Below are 17,714 nucleotides of genomic sequence, written 5' to 3'. Positions count from 1 at the left end.
TATCAAGCGAAGCCGCTACGCGCGCTCTCGTGCGGACTGCGTCACACTGCGTCGGTACTCGGCCCAATACAGCGCCGTGTCGCCGTAACGCTTGTCGCGAAGCGGGTGAAACGCCGAAGGCCAGTCCGGCGCACCGTCACGCGAAGCCCGTTCGATCACCGCCAGTGCGCCGTCGGCGAGCCAGCCGCCGCTGTCGAGCGCGGCGAGCACAGTGCCCAGCGAAGCGGCGTCAACGGCGTACGGCGGGTCTGCGAGCACCAGGTCGAACTCCACAGGCGCCGGTGCCGCGACGACCGTCTCCACCTGCCCTGGCCGGACCGTGCCACCCAGCCGCAGCTCGGCGACGTTGCCGCGAAGCACATCAGCGGCACGACGGTCGGCTTCCACGAACCACGCGTCGGCCGCGCCGCGCGAAAGCGCTTCGAGACCGAGCGCGCCGGAGCCCGCGTACAGGTCGAGTACGCGCGCGCCGTCCAGCTCACCGGCTACTTCGAGCGCGTTGAAGAGTGCCTCCCGTACGCGCTCCGACGTCGGGCGAGTGCCCTTCGGCGGCACCTTCAACCGCCGCCCGCCCGCCTTCCCCGCCACGATCCTGGTCACCCGGCCATCTTCGCCGAAGGTCGCGACGTGGCGTTGGGCAGGACTTGCCGAACCCACGCGCGCGGGCGCGTAGAGTCGTTCTTCGCCCTCCAGAGGCGACTGAGCTGTTCAAGGGAGCGTTGCGTGTCGGAACCCCGGGTGAGACGGGCTGAGATCGCCGTCGAGCAGGCCCACGTCGACCGGGTCTACACCCGTCTCGCCGAGCTGCGGGCCCAGGCCGAGGCGATGCGGACGAAGGGCTACGAACTCGGCCAGGGCGCCCAGCGCGAGGCGATCTTCGAACAGGCCTCGATGCTCTTCGAACGCGACATGATGGTCTACCACGCCAACCAGACGCTGCAGACGCTCGACGCCGAGTACGAGGGCCTGGTGTTCGGCCGTCTCGACCACCTCGACCGTGAGCACATCTACGTGGGCCGCCTCGGCATCCGCGACACCGAGTTCGACAACCTCGTCACCGACTGGCGTGCCCCGGCCGCCGCCGCGTTCTACCAGGCCACCGCCGAGGAGCCGATGGACGTCGTGCGCCGCCGGGTGATCCGCTGCTCCGGGCAGACGGTGCTCGACGTCGACGACGACGTGCTGATCGCCGACGCCGTGCCGGAGGACATGCAGATCGTCGGCGAGGGCGCGCTGATGGCCGCGCTCGGCCGCTCGCGCGGCGAGAAGATGCGCGACATCGTGGCCACGATCCAGAAGGAGCAGGACGAGGTCATCCGCGCGCCGTGGCGCGGGGTCACGGAGATCACCGGCGGACCGGGTACCGGCAAGACAGCCGTCGCCCTGCACCGCGCGGCGTACCTGCTGTACCGGCACCGTCGTCAGCTGGGCGGCGCCGGCGTGCTGGTAATCGGGCCGTCCGGCGTGTTCACCACGTACATCTCGCGCGTGTTGCCGTCGATGGGCGAGACGAACGTAGAGCTGCGCGCGCTCGGCGAAGTGCTCGACGGGCTCGAAGCGACGCGTCAGGACACAGCCGCGCTGGCCGCGGTCAAGGGTTCACTGCGGATGCGAAAGGTACTACTGCGCGCGTTACGTGACACGCCGCCCGAAGCGCCTACGGAGATGCGCATCGTGTACCGCGGCGAAGTCCTGAAGCTCACTTCGCGCGAGCTGGAGAAGGTACGGCGTAAGGCGCACACGCAGGGTGCTCCGCCGAACCGGTCACGCGTACGCGTGGCCGAGCTGCTGCTCGGGGCTCTCGCGGACAAGGCCGAGGAGTACGCGAAGGCCGACGGCAAGGAGGTCGACCGCCCCGAGCTGATCACCGACCTCGGCGAGCGCATCGACTTCCACCGCTTCCTCGTGGTGTGGTGGCCGGTGCTGTACCCGGCGCAGGTACTCAAGTGGCTCGGCGACGAGAAGCGTCTGACCGCGGTCGCGAAAGGCGTGCTGAGCCGCACCGAGATCAGCCTGCTGGCGGCGGATTTCGCGGACCGGTCGAGGGGCTGGTCGGTGGCCGACATCGCGTTGCTGGACGAGCTGCGTGTGCTGGTCGGGCCGGAATCGAAGCGGCGTCGCCGGCAGACCGTGGTCGAGGTGCAGCCCGAGCGCGGAGGTGGCGGTGCGCCGCACCGTCCGGAGCACTACGACGAGTACTCGCACGTGGTCGTCGACGAATCGCAGGACCTTTCGCCGATGCAGTGGCGAATGGTCGGGCGGCGCGGCAAATACGCGAGCTGGACGGTGGTCGGCGACCCGGTGCAGAGCTCGTGGCCGGACCCGGCCGAGGCGGCGCAAGCGCGTGACCAGGCATTCGGCGTCAAGACCGCGCGCCGCCGCTACACGCTGCGCACGAACTACCGCAACTCGGCCGAGATCTTCGACCTCGCCGCGAAGGTCGTAGCCGGGCACGCGCAGGCCGACGAGCTCCCGAAAGCCGTGCGCACCACGGGAATCGAGCCCGAGGTGCGCCCGGTCGACCGAGCGGCGCTGGCCACCGCGACGCAGGCCGCGGTGAAGGAGCTGCTCGGCGCCGTCGAGGGCACGGTCGGCGTGATCACGGCGATGGCCCGCGTCGAGGAGGTCGAAGGCTGGCTCACCGGCCACTCCGACGAGCGGCTCAAGGTCGTCGGCAGCCTCGATTCGAAGGGCCTCGAGTACGACGCGGTGGCCCTGGTCGAGCCAATGGACCTGGTCACCGAGTCCTCCACCGGGCGGCGGGTGCTGTATGTCGCGCTTACGCGGGCGACGCAGCAGCTGATCGTGCTGACCTCGGATCCGGACTGGCTGCCTGCCTGAGCACTTGCGGTACGGCCGCTGGTGTCATCTGGACCGGGTTTCGGCCGCCTACGGCATTCGGGCCGGTGCAGTCGGCGAGGGGATCGGACCGGCACCGCCGCTGGCGTCATCTGGACCGGGTTTCGGCCGCTGACAGCTTTGGACCGGTGCAGCCGCTAACGGGATCGGACCGTCAAGACCGCTGACGGCTTTCGGACCTGCACGAGGCGCCAGCGGCATTTGGACCGGTGCAGCCGCCGAGGGGATCGGACCGGCACCGCCGCTGGCGTCATCTGGACCGGGTTTCGGCTGCCGAAGGCTTTGGGCCGGGTACGACCGCCGACGGAGCGGGAAGGGAATCGGGCCCGCGCGCGTTACGGCTGAACGTGACCTCCCTGCCTGACGTGCCGCTGTCCGTGCTCGACCTGTCCCCGGTATCCGAGGGGAAGGGGGTCGGCGAAGCGCTCCGCAACACCCTCGACCTCGCCCGTAACGCCGAACGGCTGGGCTACCACCGGTACTGGCTCGCCGAACACCACAACATGCCGGGCATCGCCAGCTCGGCGACGGCGGTGCTGATCGGGCACGTCGCAGATGCCACCGACACCATTCGCGTCGGCTCCGGCGGCATCATGCTGCCGAACCACGCGCCGCTCGTGGTGGCCGAACAGTTCGGCACGCTGGAAGCGTTCCACCCGGGCCGGATCGACCTGGGCATCGGCCGCGCGCCGGGCACCGACCAGCGCACCGCGCTCGCCCTGCGCGGGCCTGGCGGCCTGTCCGCGGACAACTTCCCCGAGCACCTGATGGAGCTCATCGCCTACTTCGAGCCGGACCCGGCGCGCGGCGTCAACGCGGTGACCGCCGAGGGGAACAAGCCGCCGGTGTGGCTGCTCGGTTCGTCCGGCTTCAGCGCGCAGCTCGCCGGACGGCTCGGCCTGCCGTTCTCCTTCGCGCACCACTTCGCAGCCGAGAACACGCTGCCCGCGGTACGGCTGTACCGCGAGAACTTCCGCCCGTCCGAGGTGCTTTCCGAGCCGTACGTGATGCTGGGCGTGCAGGTGATCGCCGCCGAGACCGACGAGCGCGCACAGTTCGTTGCCGGACCGAGCGGCCTGACCTTCCTCAGCCTGCGCCGCGGCCGTCCGATCGCGCTGCCGACGCCCGAAGAAGCCGCGGACTACCCGTACACCGAAATGGACCGCGCATTTCTTGCCGAGCGGTTCGGTTCGAGCATCGTCGGCTCACCGGAAACCGTCCGAAAAGGACTGGATCAATTACTGGGTGACACTGATGCGAATGAACTGATGATCACCACCATGGTACACGGTCATGAGGACCGCGTGCGGTCGTACGAGATCGTCGCCGACCTCAAGCGGTGATATTCACCTGGCACGGTCAGGAAATCCGGTGGTCCCGCCAAGGTTCGGGGCCACCGCTCGTGTTCTGCCACGGCACGCCGTGGTCGTCGAAACTGTGGGAACCGATCGCGGCGACGTTCGCGCGCGACCACACGGTCTACCTGTGGGACATGCCAGGCTACGGCGAGTCCACGATGGCCGATGGCCAGGACGTCTCACTGGCCGCACAAGGCGAAACCTTCGCCGCCCTGTTGAACCACTGGGGTTTATCGGAACCGGACGTGATCGCGCACGACTACGGCGGCGCGGTCAGCCTGCGAGCGTATCTGTTGCACGGCGCGGCTTACCGTTCATTGGCGTTGGTGGACGTGGTCGCTTTGGCGCCATGGGGGTCGGATTTCTTCCGCCTGGTGGCGGAAAACGCATCCGTCTTCGCGCAGCTGCCGCCGACGTTGCACGAGGCATTGGTACGGGAGTACATCGCGGGCGCAGCACACCGCCCGCTGTCGGCCGAAGCGCACGACATGCTCGTCGCCCCGTGGCTCGGCTCCACGGGGCAGGCGGCCTTCTATCGGCAAATCTCGCAGGCTGATCAGCGGTACACCGACGAGATCGAGCCGCGCTACCGCGCCGTCAGCGTGCCCACGCTGGTGGTGTGGGGCACCGAGGACACCTGGATCCCGGTCGACCGCGCGCACCGGCTCGCCGGTCTGATCCCAGGCGCCGGACTGGAACTCGTCCGGTCAGCCGGGCACCTGATCCAGCTCGACGCCCCGGAGGCGCTCACCGCCGTGCTGTACCGGTGGCTGGCTCGCTGAACCGTTCCATCGCGGCGCTTTCACCGCAGTTATCGGAAGTGGTGCACTCGCCGTGATCCGGCCGACGTTTCCTGCACCGACGTGGCTCCCGGCGAGTCGACCGTGGCGTCCGGCTGGCCGCAGTTCACTGCCGCCTGACCCCGGCCCACTGCCGACTGGCCCCAGTCCACGACCTGCTGACCTCGGTGCGCTACCGGCTGCCCCTGGCCACGACTGGCTGACCCCGGTCCACGACCGGCTCACCCTGGTCCGCCACCGGCTGACCTCAGTGCACTACCGGCTGGCCCTGGCCCACGACCACCCGACCCCGGTCCACGACCGGCTTACCCTGGTCCGACCGGCCCACCCTGGTGCGCCAACGGCTGACCTCGGTCCACTAACCCGCGTCCACTACCGGCTGACCCGATGCTCCACCGGTTGACCCTGGTCCGCTCCTAGTTGACCCAGGTCCACTATCGCCTGGCCCCGGCCCACTACGTGATCCCGGCGATCGGCCGCCTCGGCAGGTACCACCGGCAGCGCGACGTGGACAACCAACCCACCACCGGTTCGAGCCTTCGCGCAGACTGTCCCACCGTGCGCCGCCGTGATCGACTTGACGATCGAAAGCCCCAGACCGGCGCCGCAGTCCGACGTAATCCGCTCGGCCCCGCGCTGAAACGGCTCGAACAATTCGCCGACGCTGCCGGGGTCCACCTCCGGTCCGTCGTTGCTGACCGAGAATCCGCCGTCGGGACTCACGCCCAGCCGCAGCTCCCCACCGTCCACATTGTACTGAACCGCATTGCCGATCAGGTTCCCGGCGAGCTGGCCGACCAGGAGCCGATCGCCGGACACCCAGCATTCCTGCAGGTCGTCGACCACCCGCAGGTTCCTGACACTGATCTCCGCAGCAAAGCGCGCAAGCTCCCGCCGGACCACCTCGTGCAGCGGCACCGGCTCCCGGCGCTCCAGGCCACGGTCACTGCGGGCGAGTACCAGGAGGCCGTCGATGAGCCGTTCGCTGCGCCGGTTCGCGGCGAGCAACTGCCCGACCAGCACGGGATCGGCGGCGCCCTCGAGTCCGATTTGGACCGCGGCCCGCTGGATGGCGAGCGGGGTCCGCAGCTCGTGCGAGGCATTCGCGACGAACCGCCGCTGGCTCTCGAACGACGCCTCCAGCCGGTCGAGCATCCGGTCGAAAGTCTCGGCCAGTTCGGTCAGCTCGTCGCGGGGGCCGGACATCGCGATGCGTTCGTGCAAGGTTTCGGACGACAGTTGCTGCGCAGTGGCGCTGATCCGGCGCAACGGCCGCAGCACCCGTCCGGACATCCACCAGCCGACCGCCACCGCGATCACCGCCAGCACCAGCAGGCAAATGCCCGACACGACAAGAAGTTTGGTCAGCACGGTGTCGGACGAGACGCGAGCGGCAAGGGCGATCGCCGGCGGACCTGTCCCTTGCGCCGCAGGTCCGGCCGCGTCGTCGGTCACCTTCACGACCGCGGCCGACAGCTCCACGACCAACCCGCTCTCGACCAGCAGGTAGACCGCCAGCACCAGGATTAGCCCGCCAGCGGCGAACAGCAGCCCGTACCACGCGGTGAGCTTCGCGCGAACGGTGATCCTCACGGCGCGATCCGGTATCCCGTGCCGGGCACGGTTTCGATGAGCTGCGGATCTCCGAGTTTACCGCGCAGCTTGGACATCGCGACCCGGACCGCAGCCGTGAACGGGTCCGCGCATTCGTCCCACGCTTGTTCCAGGAGCTGCTCGGCGCTGACGACCGCGCCGCCTGCCCGCAGCAGCGTCTCCAGTACGGCGAATTCCTTCGGAGCCAAGCGAATCGGCAACCCGCGGCGGGTCACCGAGTGCGTCCCCGGGTCCAGCACGAGGTCAGCGGCGGTGAGCACCGGCGGGAGCGCCGCCTGCGTCCGCCGGCCGAGCGCGCGCACGCGAGCCAGGAGTTCCGGGTACTCGAACGGCTTGGTCACGTAGTCGTCGGCACCCAGTTCGAGGCCACCGACTCGCTCGCCGAGAGCCGCTGCTGCAGTCAGCATCAAAACCCTGGTGCGGCAAGCACTTTCGACCACTTCACGACACAGCACGTCGCCGTGTATCCCGGGCAGGTCACGGTCCAGCACGAGCACGTCGTAGTCGTGCACGGCCAGCCGCTCCTGCGCCGCGAGCCCGTCGTAGCAGACGTCGACCGCCATCGCCGCCGCCCGCAGCCCGGCCGCCACCAGATCAGCAAGGGCACGCTCGTCCTCGGCGACCAGAACGCGCATTGTTCCTCCCTGCTCTCGAAGGTACCACCAAGAACGTTTCCGAAGTGTTTCGATGATCGGCAACCGGCCGGAAACGCCCGGACGGGTACACCTGTGCGACATGAAGATCATCAACTGCCGCCCGAGCCGGAAACGCCGGGCTGCGACCACGGCCGGGCTGGCGTTCCTGCTGGCCGCCGGGCTGACGCCGCCAGCCACCGCCGCGGACGGGCTCGCCGGATTCCAGCACCAGAAACTCACCTGGCAGCAGTGCTCGGACCCGCCCCCGCCGGACCCGTCCGAGTTGCCCGAGGACGGCGTCATCATCGACCCGTGGAAGGGGCAATGGAAACTGATGGAGTGCGCACAAGTCACGGTGCCACTCGACTACCGCAACCCGAGCGCGGGCAAACTCAGCATCGACGTCACCCGGATCAAAGCCACCGACCAGGCCCGACGCCGAGGCGTTCTCCTGCTCAACCCAGGCGGTCCGGGCGGTAGCGGGACGACCATGCCGCTCGGCGCTCGCACAGCGCCGATCGCGAAGCACTTCGACCTGATCGGCTTCGCTCCGCGAGGCACCAGCAGCACGAACATGCTCAAATGCGAGACGGTGAAAGAGAAACTGCCGGACACTACGCGTCCGACAGAGGAGCAGTTCGCCCAGTACACCGCATACGCCCGCGCGATGGAGGCCGCGTGCCAACGTGCTGGTGGCGGCATCCGCCCGTTCATCAACACCGCAAACGCCGCCCGCGACATGGACCTCATCCGAACTGCGCTCGGTGAAAGCAAAATCAACTACCTGGGCTACTCCTACGGCACCTACCTCGGCGCCGTCTACGGCAGCCTCTACCCGCAACATCTGAACCGCAGCGTCCTCGACTCCTCGATCCATCCCCAATGGATGTGGCGAGAGCAAGCGAAACAGCAATCCGTTGCGGCGCGGTTCAACGTCGAGCAGTGGGCTGCTTGGACCGGCGAGCGGGACAACACTTATCACCTCGGCAAATCCCAGGCGGAGGTGCTCGCGACCACGGAGGCGCTGGCCGCCAAGCTCGCGACCCGATCGGTCCCGTTCACCCGTCCGCGGCCGGAGGATTGGCCGGTCTCGTGGCCGAAGGAGTTCAGCCGAAACGAGCTGGACCGCTTCCTCGCCCAAGGCACCCAGCCGCGTCCGATCTGGGACGTGGTCGCCGAGGTGATCGGCGAGGTCCGGCAGGCAGCCGAGAAGTCCACTGCGCTTTCGCCCGACAGTGGCAAAGCGATCGGTTTGCTGCACCAGAAGGGTATCGCCCGCGTGCGAGACGGCGTGTACGAAACCGTCACGTGCGAAGCAGACTGGCCGACCGATCTCAGCACTTACTACGAAGACATGCGCGCCTTCCGGGACTACGCGCCCTACGCGGACGGAAACGGCAGCGGCATCGTCGGTGTCGCGCCGAACAACTGCACCTTCCGCTCGTTCACTCCGCCCGAAAGCCTGGTCCCCCTCAAACGGGACGGCTACCCGACCGGCATCGTCATCCAAGCCGACGGCGACCCGGCTACTCAATACGACGGTGGTCCGGCAATGGCTGCGACCCTGGCAGACCAGTTGATCTCCGTGCGGGACAGCGGCAGCCACGGGCACTACGGCACGAACAAGTGCGTCACGGAGAGGGTCGACAACTACCTGATCAACGGCATCCTGCCGTCGTCGAGGTCGGAGTGTGCCGCCGAGCCACGGCCCCAGGTCCCGGCGGACAAGGCCGCGCCTCCGGCCGGTTCGCCGGCGAAAGACGACACCGGCCGAAGCACCTCGTCCGTCCAGACGTCGAAAGAAGCCCGCGTCCAGGCTGTTGCCGAAAAACGGCTGCCCTGGCGGTAGCGCGAACCGACGCTGGCTACGACCGCTGGCCGGGTGGGTGTCTGGCTCACCGATCGCATCAGCAGGCCAGGCATCCACCCGGTGTGTATCGAAGGCATCCCGCTGCTCGAGTCCACCTTGTGCAGGCGGCATCCCGGCCCACGGAGCCATTAGCCCCTCAGCGACAACAACGACTCACCGGATGACCAAACCGCGGTAACCGAACCGGTTCGCATGACAAGCAGCCCTCTTGTATCATACTCTTGATACAAGAGGGAGGGAGCCGCCATGGATTTCGGTACCACGCTGGCCGTCGCCGGGGTCACCGGCCTGTTCGGCCTCGTCATCCTCGTCGTGTTGTGGCCGGGGGAACGGCAAGGCGTCCGGCTGCTCACGAAATGGGGCGTGCGGAACCCGGCCCCCGACCAGGTGTCGGTGGCCGTGCGCTACCTGCGCCGACGGCGGTTCTGGTATCCGTGGCTGTTCGTCGGCCTGCCTCTTCTTCCCGGCGCGGAGCAAGTCGTCGGCGAAAAAACGACGATCACGAGCGTGCTCGTCGTAGTGCTGCTCGGCGGACTCATCGCCGAGATTTTCGCCCAGCGTCCGTCGCGGCAACCACGACGGGAAGCCGTGCTCGCGCCGCGCGGGGTGCTCGATTTCGTTCCACTGTGGACGATCATCGTCGCAGGGCTTGCCACGATTGCCGCTGTGGCGCACCTCGCCGCGACGAGGCAATGGACCCAGCTCGCGGTGACTGCGGGTGCGGCCGCGGTTTCGTGGCTCGTCGTGCTGCTCGCCGTTCGCAGGCCAGCTGCAGGCGACCCCGAAGTCGACCTGGCGCTACGCATTCGCAGCGCTCGGGTCGCACTCGGGCTCGGCACCGGGACGGCCGCCACGCTCGGCTGGACCGCCGGCAACCTGGCGTCGTTCCTCGCGTTCGTGGTGACCGTTGCCGCTTTTCTGGCGATTGTCGGCCCACCGCCGAAACCGCGTACGACAACCACGGCAGCGCGGTAGATGCCGCTGCGAGTAGTGGTCGACGCCGCGAGTGGTGTTCCGCCTTGGCGCCAGGTGCACGACCAGATAGTCCGCGCAATCACCACCGGCACGCTGATGCGGGATGCTCGGCTTCCGCCGATCCGTCAGCTGTCGAGGGACCTCGGGCTCGCCTCCGGGACCGTCGCCCGCGTGTACCGCGAGCTCGAGACCGCCGGTTGGGTCACCACTGCGCGGGCACGCGGAACCGTCGTGACCGGACCGGCCGACCGACCGGACCCGGGCACGCTGCTCCGCAACGCGGCCGCCGAATTTGCCCGTCACACTCGGGAACTCGGGGTCGCGCCGGACGGAGCCGTTGCTGCCCTACGCGTGGCGCTGGCGAACCTGGACACGCCGGAGCACTGAATCCGGGCGATCATCCGGCCGGCGCGGTTTTCGCCGTTCTGTGAACCGTCTTCCGCACGGCTTGCGGGCACCTCCTTCTGCCCGTGCGGTCCCGTGGTCCACTTACCGGATGAGGCGCGGATCTCCGCCTCGACGTGGAGGTTCAGCCCTCCATCAGCACCCTCCCCACTGCGGCGAGCACGGGTTCCAGCGCGGCGACTTCGGTTCCGACGCACTCCGTGATGCCGGCACCGACGACGTCCATTCCGGACAGTCCGTCGATGGCCGCGGCCAATTCGGCGATCGAGAGCCCACCGGGCTCCGGGTAGTTGAGCCCGGCGAATTCGCCGGGATCCAGGATGTCCAAGTCCAGATGGAGATAAAGCTGGTGTGCGCCCGCGGCATTCAGCGTGGCCGCAACGTCATCGGTGCGCACGGCAAGGCCGGCGGCGATGGCGTCCTCCTCCGCCGAGTCGAACGAGCGGGTGCCGAACAACGCCACCCGGCCGCGTTCGAGCGCCGGGCTGGCGGCGAATTCCTCGTCGCCGTCACCGAGCAACGACCGCAGGACCATGCCGTGGAAGGCGCCCGACGGCGATGATTCGGCTGTGTTCAGATCCGCGTGGGCATCGAACCACGCGACTCCGAGCCTTGCGCCGTAACGGAAACGCGCGACCCCGACCGGGATCAGCTCCACTCCGCAGTCGCCGCCGATGGTGAGCACCGGACCTTCCGGCGCTTCGAGCGCAGCAAGGTGCGCCTGCCGGTTCGGGCCCGTGAGCACCGCCCGGTTGGCGATCCCGGCCACGACGCCGGACGTGGCACGGTCCTGGCGGACGTGATGCACCGGCTTGCCGAGCACGTGCCCGGCGAGTTCGGAAAGCGCGAGGCAGCCCTCGACCAGTCCTCGTGCCCGTGGACCGATCGCGCCCTGCCACTGCGGCACCGCGTTGATCAGCATGCGTCGACGCTAGCGCGACCAGGCGGTCGAAGGCGAGCAACAAATGGTGCGAGGGGTCCCTTCGCGGCAAATACGCGCGAAGGGACCCCTCGTGCACCGAAAAGTGGCGCTGCCGCGGCCTATTCGAGCACGATGAGAAGGTCTCCGCCCTCGACCTGCTGAACGGAGGTGATTGCCAGCCGACCCACTTTGCCCGCCACCGAAGCGGTGATGGACGCTTCCATCTTCATGGCCTCGATCGTCGCCACGGTCGCCCCGGCCGCCACCTCGTCGCCCTCGGCGACCTGCAGCGTCACCACGCCCGCGAACGGCGCGGCGATCTGCTTCGGGTTGCCCTTCTCGGCTTTTTCCGTCGCCGGGATGTCCGAGGCGATCAAACGGTCGCGGATCTGGATCGGCCGGAGCTGGCCGTTGAGCGTGGACATGACGGTCCGCACGCCACGCTCGTCGGCCTCGCCGATGGCTTCCAGCTCGATGAGCAGCCGGACGCCGGGCTCGAGGTCCACCCGGTACTCCTCACCCGGGCGCAGACCGTAGAAGAAGTCTTTGCTCGGGAGCACGCTGGTGTCGCCGTAGGCGTCGCGGTGCGCGAGGAATTCCTTGGTGGGCCCGGGGAACAGCAGCCGGTTGAGCGCCGCGCGGCGGTCGTCGGTGAGTTCCTTGTGGTCCTCTTCGGACAGTTCGGCGACCGGCTTGGCCGCGGAACGGCCCTCGAGTGCCTTGGTGCGGAACGGTTCCGGCCAGCCGCCGGGCGGGTCGCCGAGCTCGCCGCGCAGGAAGCCGATCACCGAGTCCGGGATGTCGAACTTGTTCGGCTCCGCCTCGAAGTCCGCCGGGGACACGCCGGCGCCGACGAGGTGCAGCGCGAGGTCACCGACCACTTTGGACGAAGGCGTGACCTTCACGAGGTGGCCGAGGATCTTGTCGGCCGCGGCGTACATGGCTTCGATGTCCTCGAACCGGTCGCCGAGGCCCAGCGCGATGGCCTGCGTGCGCAGGTTGGAGAGCTGGCCGCCGGGGATCTCGTGGTCGTAGACGCGACCGGTGGGCGATGCGAGTCCGGCCTCGAACGGTGCGTAGATCTTGCGGACGCTCTCCCAGTACGGCTCCAGGTCGCCGATCGCGTGCAGGTCGAGACCGGTGCTGCGGTCCGAGTGGTCGGTGGCCGCGACGATGGAGCCGAGCGACGGCTGGGACGTAGTGCCCGCCATCGACGAAACGGCGCCGTCCACCGCGTCGGCACCGGCCTGGATCGCAGCCAGGTAGGTGGCCAGCTGGCCGCCTGCGGTGTCGTGCGTGTGGATGTGCACCGGGAGGTCGAACTCCTTGCGCAGCGCGGTGACCAGCCGTGCGGCGGCGGGGGCGCGAAGCAGACCGGCCATGTCCTTGATGGCCAGGATGTGCGCGCCGGCGCCCACGATTTGCTCGGCGAGCTTGAGGTAGTAGTCGAGCGTGTACAGCTTTTCGTTCGGATCGGACAGATCGGAGGTGTAGCAGAGTGCGACCTCGGCGACCGCAGTACCGGTGCCGCGGACCGCCTCGATGGCCGGACGCATCTGCTCGACGTCGTTGAGGGCGTCGAAGATGCGGAAGATGTCGATGCCGGTTGCGGTGGCCTCCTCGACGAAGGCCGTGGTGACCTCGGTCGGGTAGGGCGTGTAGCCCACGGTGTTGCGGCCGCGCAGCAACATCTGCAAGCAGATGTTCGGCACCGCCTTGCGCAGTTGCGCCAGCCGTTCCCACGGGTCCTCGGCGAGGAAGCGGAGGGCGACGTCGTAGGTCGCGCCGCCCCAGCATTCCAGGGACAGCAGCTGCGGCACGGTCGCGGCGACGACCGGAGCCACGGCGAGCAGGTCCTTCGTGCGCACCCGGGTGGCGAGCAGTGACTGGTGCGCGTCGCGGAAGGTGGTGTCAGTGACGCCGAGCAGCGGCGACTCGCGAAGCCAGCGTGCGAAGCCTTCCGGGCCGAGTTCGGTCAGCTTCTGCTTGGAGCCGTCCGGCGGCGTGAGGTCGGCGGGGAGCTTCGGCAGCTTCGTGGCGGCTTCGGGCGTGCGCGGACGTTCGCCGTGCGGACGGTTCACCGTCTGGTCGGCGAGGTAGGTGAGCAGCCGCGTGCCGCGGTCGGCGGAGTGGCGCGCCGTGAGCAGGTGCGGTCGTTCCTCGATGAACGACGTGGTTACGTTGCCCTCGCGGAAGTCCGGGTCGTCGAGCACTGCCTGGAGGAACGGGATGTTCGTCGCCACTCCGCGGATACGGAACTCGGCGACCGCGCGGCGGGCGCGGCCGACTGCGGTGCGGAAGTCGCGGCCGCGGCAGGTGAGTTTGACCAGAAGCGAGTCGAAGTGGGCGCTGATTTCCGTGCCGGAGAACGCAGTTCCGCCGTCGAGCCGGATGCCCGAACCGCCAGGTGAGCGGTACGCGCTGATCATGCCGGTGTCCGGACGGAAGCCGTTGGCCGGATCCTCGGTGGTGATGCGGCACTGCAGCGCGGCGCCGCGCAGGTAGATCTTGTCCTGCGAAAGGCCCAGGTCGGCCAGGTTTTCCCCGGACGCGATGCGCAGCTGGGACTGCACGAGGTCGACGTCGGTGACCTCCTCGGTCACCGTGTGCTCGACCTGGATGCGCGGGTTCATCTCGATGAAGACGTGGTTGCCCTGCCGGTCGAGCAGGAACTCGACGGTACCGGCGTTGCGGTAGCCGATCTGCCGGGCGAATTTCACGGCATCGGCACAAATCCGGTCCCGCAGCTCGGGATCGAGATTCGGCGCCGGAGCCAGCTCGACGACCTTCTGGTGCCGGCGCTGCACGGAACAGTCACGCTCGAAGAGGTGAATCACGTTGCCCTCGCCGTCGGCGAGGATCTGGACCTCGATGTGCCGCGGTTCGACGACGGCCTTTTCGAGGAACACGGTCGGGTCGCCGAACGCCGATTCGGCCTCTCGGGCCGCGGCCTCGATCGATTCGCGCAGCAGGGCCGGGTCCTCGACCCGCCGCATGCCGCGGCCACCACCTCCGGCAACCGCTTTGACGAACACCGGGAAACCGAGCTCGTCGGCTGCGGCCACCAGCTCGTCGACATTGCTGGACGGCTGCGAGGAACCGAGTACCGGGACACCGGCATCGCGTGCCGCTTTGACCGCGCGGGCCTTGTTACCGGTCAGTTCAAGGATTTCGGCGCTCGGGCCGACAAAAGTGATCCCCGCCTCTTCACAGGCCTTGGCCAGGTCGGGGTTCTCCGACAGGAAGCCATAGCCCGGATAGACCGCGTCCGCACCCGCCTTCTTGGCGGCTTCGACGATCGCCTCGACCGAAAGATATGCGCGGACCGGATGCCCCGGCTCACCGATTTCGTATGCCTCGTCGGCCTTCAGCCGATGCAGCGAGTTGCGGTCTTCGTGCGGAAACACGGCAACTGTGCCCGCGCCCAGTTCGTAACCTGCGCGGAACGCCCGGATCGCGATTTCGCCGCGATTGGCCACCAGCACTTTGCGGAACATGCCCGGTCCTTCCCGTTTCGGATCGGTATCGAAGGCACGTTACCCGGTTCATCCCGCGGTACGGGAGCCGTAGTCCAAGTGATGGACATCATGCGCGTCGACCTGCGTGCATGATGCTGGTTCGAGCGCTGGTCCCGCAACCGTCAGGGCTTCTCCGCGGACAGCGTGCACAGCAGGCGATTCGCCGTCCCGGCGGGCACGTTTTTGATCGCGTCCGGGGTCGCATTCCGGACGATGGCCTCACCGACCGCGTTGGGCGCCGCATCCGGGTGCGCTGACCGGTAAATGGCAACTGCGCCCGCGGCGACGGCCGCCGCCATCGAGGTGCCGGACAGCGTGGCGACGTCCGCGGTGCCGGCGATCGGCGCCGGAATGTCGACGCCGGGTGCGTACAGGTCGAGCGGGCTGCCGAAGTTCGAGAAGCTCGCGACCTGGTCCTGGACGTCGCTCGCGCCCACGGTCAGCGCGGCCGCGACCCGCGCGGGCGAAACCTGGCTCGAGTCGGTGCCGCCCTCCCCCGCCGGGACCACGATCGGCATCACAGCGGCAACGCCGCTGACCGCATTGTCGAGCTGCTCGTTCGGGACGCCACCGATACCCAGCACGGCGACCGCCGGCTGATGCGCATTTTCGGCAACCCAGTTCAGGCCCGCGATGATCGTGTCGGTGGCTCCGCCACCCGCCTTGTCGAGTACGCGGACCGGGAAGATCTGGGCGCCCTTGGCGACGCCATAGCTATGCCCGGCGATGATCCCGGCGACCCGGGTGCCGTGGCCGTTGGTGTCCGACGTGTCCGTGCCGTTGGTGAGGAAATCCTTGCCCGGAAGAACGCGGTGTTGCAGATCGGGATGTTTGGCATCGACGCCGCTGTCGATCACGTAAACGGTGACGCCCGAACCGTCCGTGTCGTAGTGGTACTTCTGGTCGAGGCCGGTCCGCTGATCGATCCGGTCGAGTGCCCAGCTCGGCGGGTTGAGCTGGGTCCCGCCGGCCGCGAGGGCAGCCGGTTGCATGCCGATGACCAGGAGAAACGTCAGAGTTGCCAGAAAAAGACCACGCGCCACTCGGTTCCGCATGCCTGCGTCGTATCCCGGTCGCCATCGAACGGCAACTCGACGTCACACGATGGGGGCACTCGATGGGGGCACCCGATCGGCTGGTCCCGGTCCGCAAATCGCTTGGCCCGCGGCACCCACCCCGGGGACAGTTTTCAGCATGATCGGTCAAGGAGAAACGGTTTACGTCGCCGTGGTCTTGTACGAGGCAACGAGCGCTTCGCCGACGTACGAAGCGCTGTATCGCGAAGACTTCGTGCTCGTGTACGCCGACAGCGAGGACGAAGCGCGCGAAGCGGTGCGTCGCCGCGCTGAGCGTGAGACGGGCAGCTACCGCAACGAAGAAGGCGAGGTGATCACGTGGACGTGCAAGCGCATCGTCGACGTCGCGCGAGCCCTCGATGAGGACCTGACGCGCGACGCCGACCTGTACGCCCGGCACTTCCGCAACTACGACGCGTACCGCCGGTTTGAGCCGCTGTTGGCCGAGTGAGTTACTTCGCGGAGGCGAGGTGCGCGCTGACCGACATGGTTGGCAGGTAGACGAGCGCGTCGAAGGCTTGCGCGACGTCGACTGGCGAGAACATGTGCGCGTGCCGGATGCTCGACGGTCCCGCGATGCCGCTTGCGCGGTGTTGCCGAAAATCGACCACACACGGATCCGCGCTGGTCAACGCCGCTTCGACGCTTCCATCGGCGATTGGTGGCAAATCTTGCGCAAAGGCGCGGAAGCCGAGTCGTTCGCCGCCATCCGGCTCGAGACCGGTGGTGGTCCCGGTACCGGCGGTGAGACCGAGAGCGAAATAGTCGTCACCGAAGGCCTCCGCGAGGTGCGTACCCGCCGAAGGGAACGTCATGGTCGGTAAAGCGGCGAACGGTACGCGCTGCAGGTGTCCGTTGTGGACCATCACCACGATCTTCTCGCCTTCGCCGTACAGCCGGCGAAGCAGCTTCACGGTCGACGCCATGTACGTGTCGCGCGAAGAGCTCTGTAGCGACGGCGCTGTTCCCGACATCATCGCCTTCAGCTCTCGCAGGTACATGTCAACGCGAAGCGCGCCGACCGCGTGATGCTCGGCAATGGTGTAGCGGTGGCCTTCGCTCCGTTGCCGATAAATGGGCGACAGCGAGCGAAGGTGGGCAACGAGCGTCGTCAAGGCCGTGGTAGCAGCGTCGCGTTCGGAATCGGCCATTGCCTCGTAACGGCCAGGCGCGACGGCGTTGCTGACCGCGGAGTACGGCCCGGCCGCCCGGATTGCGGCGTCGACCAGCGGAAGGACATCGGGATCCACCTCCTCGATGAAGCTCCGGACCGCCTGCAGTGCCGGTTGCGGAGAGCCACTCGAGCTCGGCAGGTCAAGGCCGGTGTAGCGGACGCCGCCGTGGCTGCGCAGCCAGGTGAGCATGTCGTGCATCTCGGGCGAGTCGCCGAGGGTGAAGGTGAATCCGTCTCGCGCGATTTCGGCGACGTCGCCGGGGCCACCACGCAGCCATCGCTCCACCCGGTCGCCCTCGGCGAAGCCCGATTCGAAGCCGAGCACGGTGAACCCGTGGTCCTCCACGAGCCGGCGCAGCAACTGGAAGCGGAGCTCACCGAATTCGCGGATGTGGTGGTTGTTCTCGCCGATCGCGACGATGCGCGCGTCGCCGATCAGGTCGGTGATCGGGGTGACGTCGCCGTCCAGCGGCGAACGGGCGCCGAGTAGTGTCATACTGGCGACACT

14 protein-coding genes are annotated in these 17,714 nt (G+C 68.3%); 7 read left to right on the top strand and 7 right to left on the bottom strand.

Annotation, left to right across the window (positions count from 1 at the left end; genetic code table 11):
- Positions 1-15 precede the first annotated feature (15 nt).
- Complete coding sequence (rsmD, locus tag OO71_RS40045; RefSeq protein ID WP_211260814.1) at positions 16-600, bottom strand: 16S rRNA (guanine(966)-N(2))-methyltransferase RsmD; 585 nt, start codon at positions 598-600, stop codon at positions 16-18.
- Positions 601-723: 123 nt separating this feature from the next.
- Between rsmD and OO71_RS40040 the strand changes: the two genes are divergently transcribed.
- From OO71_RS40040 to OO71_RS40030, 3 genes are all read left to right on the top strand, one after another.
- Positions 724-2,841 carry a HelD family protein gene (locus OO71_RS40040; protein WP_033295271.1) on the top strand — a complete coding sequence of 706 codons (2,118 nt, stop codon included), beginning with the start codon at positions 724-726 and terminating at the stop codon, positions 2,839-2,841.
- A 365-nt stretch (positions 2,842-3,206) separates the two neighbouring features.
- Entirely contained in the window at positions 3,207-4,202 is a 996-nt protein-coding gene (locus OO71_RS40035; RefSeq protein WP_211260813.1) for an LLM class flavin-dependent oxidoreductase, read from the top strand.
- Positions 4,199-4,999, top strand: a complete 801-nt coding sequence (locus OO71_RS40030; RefSeq protein ID WP_033295270.1) for an alpha/beta fold hydrolase — start codon at positions 4,199-4,201, stop codon at positions 4,997-4,999. Before OO71_RS40035 ends, OO71_RS40030 begins: the two co-directional genes overlap by 4 nt.
- A gap of 390 nt (positions 5,000-5,389) precedes the next feature.
- Here the strand turns inward: OO71_RS40030 and OO71_RS40025 are convergent, their stop codons facing one another.
- Complete coding sequence (locus OO71_RS40025) at positions 5,390-6,610, bottom strand: sensor histidine kinase (RefSeq protein WP_063740174.1); 1,221 nt, start codon at positions 6,608-6,610, stop codon at positions 5,390-5,392.
- Positions 6,607-7,266: a response regulator transcription factor gene (locus tag OO71_RS40020; protein ID WP_033295269.1), complete on the bottom strand. Its 660-nt coding sequence runs from the start codon at positions 7,264-7,266 to the stop codon at positions 6,607-6,609. The genes OO71_RS40025 and OO71_RS40020 overlap by 4 nt, the downstream gene beginning before the upstream one ends.
- A gap of 52 nt (positions 7,267-7,318) precedes the next feature.
- Here OO71_RS40020 and OO71_RS40015 point away from each other — a divergent pair, with 52 nt between their 5' ends.
- The 3 genes from OO71_RS40015 to OO71_RS40005 all read left to right on the top strand — a co-directional run bounded on the left by OO71_RS40015 (position 7,319) and on the right by OO71_RS40005 (position 10,498).
- Positions 7,319-9,115 carry an alpha/beta fold hydrolase gene (locus OO71_RS40015; protein ID WP_051792864.1) on the top strand — a complete coding sequence of 599 codons (1,797 nt, stop codon included), beginning with the start codon at positions 7,319-7,321 and terminating at the stop codon, positions 9,113-9,115.
- Positions 9,116-9,382: 267 nt separating this feature from the next.
- Positions 9,383-10,111: a hypothetical protein gene (locus tag OO71_RS40010; RefSeq protein ID WP_033295268.1), complete on the top strand. Its 729-nt coding sequence runs from the start codon at positions 9,383-9,385 to the stop codon at positions 10,109-10,111.
- Complete coding sequence (locus tag OO71_RS40005) at positions 10,112-10,498, top strand: GntR family transcriptional regulator (protein ID WP_033295267.1); 387 nt, start codon at positions 10,112-10,114, stop codon at positions 10,496-10,498.
- Positions 10,499-10,640: 142 nt separating this feature from the next.
- On the opposite strand, the gene OO71_RS40000 is transcribed toward OO71_RS40005, so the two are convergent.
- The 3 genes from OO71_RS40000 to OO71_RS39990 form a co-directional block, all read right to left on the bottom strand.
- Positions 10,641-11,438, bottom strand: coding sequence for an arginase family protein (locus OO71_RS40000; protein ID WP_033295266.1), 798 nt, complete (start codon positions 11,436-11,438; stop codon positions 10,641-10,643).
- Positions 11,439-11,557: 119 nt separating this feature from the next.
- A complete protein-coding gene (locus OO71_RS39995; protein WP_033295265.1) occupies positions 11,558-14,935 on the bottom strand; it encodes a pyruvate carboxylase in 3,378 nt (1,125 codons plus the stop codon).
- A 143-nt stretch (positions 14,936-15,078) separates the two neighbouring features.
- Positions 15,079-16,011 (bottom strand): S8 family peptidase, encoded by a 933-nt coding sequence (locus OO71_RS39990; RefSeq protein ID WP_084145609.1) that lies wholly within the window; start codon positions 16,009-16,011, stop codon positions 15,079-15,081.
- A 139-nt stretch (positions 16,012-16,150) separates the two neighbouring features.
- Between OO71_RS39990 and OO71_RS51080 the strand changes: the two genes are divergently transcribed.
- On the top strand, positions 16,151-16,483 hold the full coding sequence (locus OO71_RS51080) for a DUF4288 domain-containing protein (RefSeq protein ID WP_033295264.1): 333 nt from the start codon (positions 16,151-16,153) through the stop codon (positions 16,481-16,483).
- A gap of 1 nt (position 16,484) precedes the next feature.
- Here OO71_RS51080 and OO71_RS39980 read toward each other — a convergent pair whose 3' ends face one another.
- On the bottom strand, positions 16,485-17,702 hold the full coding sequence (locus OO71_RS39980; protein ID WP_051792862.1) for an erythromycin esterase family protein: 1,218 nt from the start codon (positions 17,700-17,702) through the stop codon (positions 16,485-16,487).
- Positions 17,703-17,714: the final 12 nt, after the last annotated feature.

It is taken from the genome of Amycolatopsis jejuensis, assembly GCF_000717335.1.
In the GTDB taxonomy this organism is placed as follows: Bacteria; Actinomycetota; Actinomycetes; order Mycobacteriales; family Pseudonocardiaceae; genus Amycolatopsis; species Amycolatopsis jejuensis.
The sequence above is the reverse complement of the archived record's forward strand: the minus strand, read 5'-3'. Positions and strand labels throughout refer to the sequence as shown.

What these genes read in the sequence shown, in the direction of transcription:
- OO71_RS40020 (WP_033295269.1), bottom strand. Translation starts at nt 7,266, where the DNA reads ATGCGCGTTCTGGTCGCCGAGGACGAGCGTGCCCTTGCTGATCTGGTG.
- OO71_RS40015 (WP_051792864.1), top strand. Translation starts at nt 7,319, where the DNA reads ATGATCGGCAACCGGCCGGAAACGCCCGGACGGGTACACCTGTGCGAC.
- OO71_RS40010 (WP_033295268.1), top strand. Translation starts at nt 9,383, where the DNA reads ATGGATTTCGGTACCACGCTGGCCGTCGCCGGGGTCACCGGCCTGTTC.
- OO71_RS40005 (WP_033295267.1), top strand. Translation starts at nt 10,112, where the DNA reads ATGCCGCTGCGAGTAGTGGTCGACGCCGCGAGTGGTGTTCCGCCTTGG.
- OO71_RS40000 (WP_033295266.1), bottom strand. Translation starts at nt 11,438, where the DNA reads ATGCTGATCAACGCGGTGCCGCAGTGGCAGGGCGCGATCGGTCCACGG.
- OO71_RS39995 (WP_033295265.1), bottom strand. Translation starts at nt 14,935, where the DNA reads ATGTTCCGCAAAGTGCTGGTGGCCAATCGCGGCGAAATCGCGATCCGG.
- OO71_RS39990 (WP_084145609.1), bottom strand. Translation starts at nt 16,011, where the DNA reads ATGCGGAACCGAGTGGCGCGTGGTCTTTTTCTGGCAACTCTGACGTTT.
- OO71_RS51080 (WP_033295264.1), top strand. Translation starts at nt 16,151, where the DNA reads ATGATCGGTCAAGGAGAAACGGTTTACGTCGCCGTGGTCTTGTACGAG.
- OO71_RS39980 (WP_051792862.1), bottom strand. Translation starts at nt 17,702, where the DNA reads ATGACACTACTCGGCGCCCGTTCGCCGCTGGACGGCGACGTCACCCCG.